Source organism: Collinsella aerofaciens (assembly GCF_039752955.1).
GTDB lineage: Bacteria > Actinomycetota > Coriobacteriia > Coriobacteriales > Coriobacteriaceae > Collinsella > Collinsella aerofaciens_BI.
In genome coordinates this window covers 1-6,012 of sequence record NZ_JBDMHB010000066.1, presented here as the reverse complement: position 1 = coordinate 6,012, position 6,012 = coordinate 1, and the positions used below count along the sequence as shown (strand labels likewise).

General features: G+C 50.8%; 5 protein-coding genes. 4 read left to right on the top strand and 1 reads right to left on the bottom strand.

The features are described from left to right. Nucleotides 1-455: 455 nt before the first annotated feature. Nucleotides 456-2,927 (bottom strand): glycosyltransferase family 2 protein, encoded by a 2,472-nt coding sequence (locus tag ABHR75_RS09565; RefSeq protein WP_346964197.1) that lies wholly within the window; start codon nucleotides 2,925-2,927, stop codon nucleotides 456-458. A gap of 156 nt (nucleotides 2,928-3,083) precedes the next feature. Between ABHR75_RS09565 and rfbA the strand changes: the two genes are divergently transcribed. From rfbA to ABHR75_RS09545, 4 genes are all read left to right on the top strand, one after another. Then, nucleotides 3,084-3,983, top strand: a complete 900-nt coding sequence (rfbA, locus tag ABHR75_RS09560; RefSeq protein WP_346964198.1) for a glucose-1-phosphate thymidylyltransferase RfbA — start codon at nucleotides 3,084-3,086, stop codon at nucleotides 3,981-3,983. Between the two features lie 95 nt (nucleotides 3,984-4,078). After that, nucleotides 4,079-4,516, top strand: coding sequence for a DUF4869 domain-containing protein (locus ABHR75_RS09555; RefSeq protein WP_022094783.1), 438 nt, complete (start codon nucleotides 4,079-4,081; stop codon nucleotides 4,514-4,516). A 9-nt stretch (nucleotides 4,517-4,525) separates the two neighbouring features. Beyond that, the gene (locus tag ABHR75_RS09550; protein ID WP_117840298.1) at nucleotides 4,526-5,500 is read left to right on the top strand and encodes a hypothetical protein; all 975 of its coding nucleotides are present in this window, start codon (nucleotides 4,526-4,528) and stop codon (nucleotides 5,498-5,500) included. A 75-nt stretch (nucleotides 5,501-5,575) separates the two neighbouring features. Beyond that, nucleotides 5,576-6,012: GDP-mannose 4,6-dehydratase (locus ABHR75_RS09545; RefSeq protein WP_346964196.1), on the top strand; the 437-nt coding region annotated here is incomplete at its 3' end.

Genomic DNA, 6,012 nt, shown 5'->3' with positions numbered 1-6,012 from the left:
CGTGTCTCTCGTTCACCTCAATGGTCCTCCTAACGCCGGCGTGTTGGCACCACCAGCGTAGTGGCGGCGGGGAGGCACGGTGGCCATTATTCGGTGACCGGGATTGGTCAAAATAGTTTGACTATTAGCGGCTAAAATCGCCCGGCGCTAACAATGGATAACATCGGTTACATCAGGACAACATCACTTGCTTGGTGGCTGAACTACTACCACACTACCGCTATACCACAGTGGGGCTGGGTTTTAAATACGCCTTTGGAATGATGCGGATTCTGGCCAGCATGCGGAATCAACGCCTGCTTGTGTATCGAATCACAAACGCTTCTTAACTGTATATCATGTATGGAATGCAATTATTCATAGTAAGGGAATCGAGGGTTGACCCTCGATTCCCTTATCTATTAGTCGCATTTTAATAAGGCTAAAATTAGAAAGCGCAGAATTTGTATAACACTTTATAAATGATAGTAGCGATTTCCGGGTTCTCCCACGCTGAAATTTGGGTTAATGTACGGATCGCCTTCGACATAGTATTTTGCCCAGCGATAATTCATGTATGCGACCTCTTTGTGGAAGCGAATCTGCTTCTCCGTATTGTTTTCAACGCCTCTAGAAATCGACTCGTAGTGATAGAGCTCGACTTCGGGTGTGTATACGATCAGGTCGTTGATCTCGCGTAGCTTTAAGCAAAAGTCAACGTCATTAAATGCAACTTGAAGCTCTTCCGTGAAACCTCCGACTTTCTCATATTCGCTACGCTTGGTCATTATGCAAGCTGCAGTGACGGCGCTGAAGTCTTGTTGCGCATCGTTGAGTGCAAAGTAGCCCCAGTTATCCTTTGGCATGCTTTGGCAAAGATGTCCAGCCACGCCGCCAGTGACGCATAAGCCCGCGTGCTGAATGGTGTTGTCGGGATAGTAGAGTTTTGCACCAACTGCGCCAACATCCTCACGTGCACAGATGCCAAGCATTATCTCAATCCAATTGGGCGTAATTACCTCAGTATCGTTATTCAATAGCAAGAGATAGTCGCCCTTGGCGTGAGCAACGCCAAAGTTCATGAGTTTGGAGAAATTGAATTCGTGTTCCCAAGTTACAAGACGAACGATGTCAGGATATTTTGCTTGCAACTTATCGTAATAATCGAACGTCGCCTTTTCTGTGCTGTTGTTTTCGATTATGACAAGCTCGTAATTATCGTACGTTGATTTCTCAACAATTGACGTAATGCAGTTGTCCAGAATGTCGGCGTGGTCTTTAGTTGGAATGATAATTGACACGAGTGGATGGGAATCTGGCACAGCGTAGGTTACTTTATATGTAAAGGGACGACGCGCTTGTTCGACCTTCGCATTGACCCCAAGCCTGTCCAAATGACTCTGGACCGCTTTGATACCTGCGATAGTGGCATACGGCTTGCTATCGGCATTTGCTGCGGTGGAGGTCTCGCTTAGGCGCCAGTGATATAGAACCTTTGGAACATGATGAACTTTCCTTGCCTTTTCCACGGCGCGGAGAGTCAGATTATGATCCTGCGCTCCATCGAACTCTTTCGTGTTCGGTTCTAGAGTGTCAAGCAGAGACTTACGGATGGTAAGCATATGGCAGATATAGTTATTGTTTCTGAGCAGATCGATATTGAAATCCGGCTTAAAGAACGGCTGCGCTAGCTTTCCATCAGGCATGAGTTTATCTTCATCACAATATAGAAGATCGACGTCATCATTGTTTTCAATTGCCTCGGCATATGAGAACAACAAGTCCGGTTCAAGAATATCGTCATGGTCAAAGAAGCTAACGAAATCACCCGAAGCGATGGCAACGCCGGCGTTTGTATTTTCGGAAATGCCCTTATTCTCGGTAAGGTTAATTGATTTAATTCTGTTGTCGTGGGCCGTCTCCTGCTCAACGTGAACCTTTAGTTCCTGATTGTCAGGACTTGCATTAACTAGGATGAGCTCCCAGTTTGCATAAGACTGGTTTTTTACGGATTCGGTCATATCGTTAAAGAACGAAATGGGTGTGTTGTATAGAGGGACAATAATGCTGAACTTCGGAGCACAGTTGAAGACGATTTTTCTCTGCTTCTCCAGAGCGCCGATGGTTGCCTTATGCTCCGTGAACCATTCGGGGTATTCAGGGTCAAACTGCGCATGGGTAAAGAGAAAGTTGGTCTCCTCAAGAAGCAAGCCTAACTTATCGGGTGTTAAGCAGTCAAATGCACTGAATGATGGGTGATTTTGATCGTCAATAACAAAGTAGTAACGATCGAACGCCTTTGGCATTCGAATTGAGAGCTGCGTTTCAAGCTGCTTTTTCTCAGACGTAAATCCAACGCTTGTTACATTCGAACCGAAATTGACGATGCTCAAATTAACTTCATTAAGGGTTCGATCGAAACAACGAAGTTTGATTTGCGAGTCGCTACGATAAGGAGTTCTCACCGTGCACCTAAGGATATAGTCGCTTGAATCTTCGATGCACTGCCAGAAATCAATCGTTGCCATGTCAAACTCTGAAACGTCATCGTAGTTTCGGAGTTTGCTGCACATGTCAGGTTTAATTTTGTAGTTAAGGCGAGACTCCCATTTGATGTTCTTGCAATTGAGCGAAAGGGAGTCGCTGCTCAGGGTACGACCGTCTTGGCCGATTTCGTAAAACTCAATTTTGATGGTGCGGGCATCGGGATCGGGGAGTACAAGGACGTATGAGTTCGAGTCACAACCATTGTCCCGGAATTTTAGGAGGGATAAAGGTAAGCAGCGGTTGTCGTTTGTAGCCGCTTGGGCTGTTACGCTGGAGCCTTTATGGATGCCTTCAATCTTAAGCTGCTGGTAGATTTTCCAGTTTCCTCTGCATACTCCGGTTGTTTCGACTCGCATTGTTTGCCTTTCGTTTGTTGGACACTGCTCATTGTACTTTTTCATTTGTTGCCTCGCTAGAAATGCAGAAAGAGTTGCGTGTTTCTGCTGTCCGATTTAAATAAGAAGACGGGGAGGTTGCTGCCGGTGCGTATAATTTAATTAACTATGCATCTGTAATCAGCGGCTTTTGCTCAACGATTGTCAATCGAGAGGATTATTATGAAAGGCATCATCCTCGCCGGCGGGTCCGGCACGCGCCTGTACCCGCTCACGCTCGTGACCTCCAAGCAGCTGCTGCCGGTCTACGACAAGCCCATGATCTACTACCCGCTGTCCACCCTCATGCTGGCGGGCATCCGGGACATCCTGGTCATCTCCACCCCGACGGACCTGCCCAACTTCGAGCGCCTGCTCGGGGACGGCTCGCGCTACGGCGTGGACCTCACCTACGCCGAGCAGCCCAGCCCGGACGGCCTGGCCCAGGCCTTCACCATCGGCGAGGAGTTCATCGCCGGCGAGCCGTGCGCCCTCGTGCTCGGGGACAACATCTTCTACGGCAACGGCCTGTCCCGCCACCTGACGCGCGCCGTCCAGAACGCCGAGTCGGGCAGGGCCACGGTCTTCGGCTACCACGTGGACGACCCCGAGCGCTTCGGCGTCGTGGAGTTCGACGGCGAGGGGAGGGCCGTCTCCATCGAGGAGAAGCCCGCCCAGCCCAAGAGCTCCTACGCCGTTACCGGCCTGTACTTCTACCCGGGCGATGTCGCCGCCAAGGCACATAGGGTGGAGCCGTCGGCCCGCGGGGAGCTGGAGATCACCACGCTCAACCAGATGTACCTGGAGGAGGGGACGCTCTCCGTCGTCACCCTGGGCCGCGGCTACGCGTGGCTGGACACCGGCACCATGGAGAGCCTGCACGAGGCCGCGGAGTTCGTCCGCGCCGTGGAGCACTCCCAGGACCTTCCCGTGTCCGTGCCCGAGGAGATCGCCTGGGAGAACGGCTGGATCACGACCGAGGAGCTGGAGGAGGCGGCCAAGGCCTACGGCAAGTCGGTCTACGGCCAGCACCTGAAGAAGGTCGCCGCCGGCGAGATCGTCAACAGCCCGCGCGAGTACTAGTGCAAGCTTGTTTTCTTTCAGGGGTCACCGTTTATCTGGTGGCCCCTTTCGTTATGATTACGTTGACCATAAAGACAATATGATTGGGAGTGGATGTGTTAAGCGTCTACTTTGGCGATATGCCAGAAGCGATTTACAACACAGCGACATATTTCAAAAACTCTTACCGGTCTTCTTGGATTACGGATCCCTATGCAGTCTCGATAATTAAAGATGTCGATCGATCGGTTGTTGTCTCCGAAAACGTCATCGAAAGCCCTGTGCTTGGATCCATCTCCCCACTCCAGCTTTCTGGTGGCGTGAAAACGCTGCTGCTTATGAGATTTGATCGTAAGCATATTTTTAACGCTTCTACCTGTGGTGACAACTGTGCCAAGTGGATTCTCGACATGGCGAAAGACCGCAAGCTCGTTGTGAATCTCTATCATGTGATGGACTTTGGTCGCGAGGATTTTAAAATTAAAGTCGTGAATAGCGGCCGAATCGTTCACAACATGGCCGATTTGATTCACGAGTCGATTCCGTATCTGTAGGTGCTGCTTATGAACGGTTCGCATCTCGTTAAGATTTCCCGCCGCAGGGGAACCAAGTACACATTTACCATTAAACGGAACATTACTATTGTGCGTGGGGATAGTGGCACGGGTAAGACGACACTGTTTGACATGGTCGCAGACTACATGCGAACGGGCGAGCAGTCGGGTGTTTCCTTGCAATGCGATTGTCCCTGTGTCGCCCTGACCGATTATGATTGGCGAAACCAGCTTTCGTCCGTTCATGACTCGATTGTATTTGTCGATGAGGGCTTAAAAGAGATCCATTCTGATGAGTTTGCCCATCATGTGCTGTATTCCTCGAATTATTTCGTGCTGATCTCAAGGGCTGATTTCCCCAATCTTCCGTATAGCGTGGATGAGATTTACAAGATTAAGACGAGCGGAAAATACCATTCTTTCGTCCCTGTTTATCAAGATCGCGGGAATCATCGTTATGCTATTTCCCGGTCGGCGCCAAAACAGGACTTTTCTATCCTTCTATGCGAGGACAGTAAGTCTGGTTTCCAGTTCTTTAAACGGCATTTTGCTGACAGTGAGCTTACCTGTACTTCGGCCATGACGAACAGCGCGATTTTGGGCTGGTTGGATCAGCATCTCGACGATCGCGTGTTTGTTGTCGCGGACGGGGCGGCATTTGGGTGCTATGCGGACCGCGTCCTTAAGCTGCAAGACATTCACCGCGATACTGTTACGGTTTGTCTTCCCGAGTCGTTCGAATGGCTTCTGCTGAGCTCCGGCGTAATTTCAGGGCTAGATGTTAAGACGGTTTTGGAAACCCCAGAAGCCTTTGTAAACAGTGAGAAGTTTAAAAGCTGGGAGGATTTCTTCTATAAGTACTTACGTGAAATAACTGGGGATTCGGTTTTTCACTACGACAAAGACTGCATTTCGGAGGCGTTTTGTACAGGAGGTAATTCTGCGAAGGTTATGGCTCTTATCGCATGCCGAAATGTCCGATAGTTTTGTTGAATAGCGTCGCGGCGTCACTTCCTGCGGCATACTAAAGAAGCTGTACATGCTTCAGATTGGATTTTCATGTCTGAGATTTTCGAACCCAAGAATATCATCGTCACTGGCGGCTGCGGCTTCATCGGCAGCAACTTCGTGCACTACGTCGTGAACAACCACCCGGGCGTCCACGTCACCGTCCTGGACAAGCTGACCTACGCCGGCAACCCCGAGAACATCGCGGGCCTGCCGTCGGACCGCGTGGAGCTCGTCGTGGGCGACATCTGCGACGCGGAGCTGCTGGACAGGCTGGTGCCGGGCCACGACGCGATCGTGCACTACGCCGCCGAGAGCCACAACGACAACTCCATCGCGGACCCCGAGCCGTTCCTGCGCACCAACGTGGAGGGCACCTTCCGCCTGCTGGAGGCCGTGAGGAAATACGGCATCCGCTACCACCACGTCTCCACCGACGAGGTCTACGGCGACCTGGCGCTCGACGACCCCGCCAAGTTCACCGAGGA

Bases quoted from the DNA above. Each gene is read 5' to 3' on its own strand.
- ABHR75_RS09565 (WP_346964197.1), bottom strand. From the start codon at position 2,927: ATGAAAAAGTACAATGAGCAGTGTCCAACAAACGAAAGGCAAACAATG.
- rfbA (WP_346964198.1), top strand. From the start codon at position 3,084: ATGAAAGGCATCATCCTCGCCGGCGGGTCCGGCACGCGCCTGTACCCG.
- ABHR75_RS09550 (WP_117840298.1), top strand. From the start codon at position 4,526: ATGAACGGTTCGCATCTCGTTAAGATTTCCCGCCGCAGGGGAACCAAG.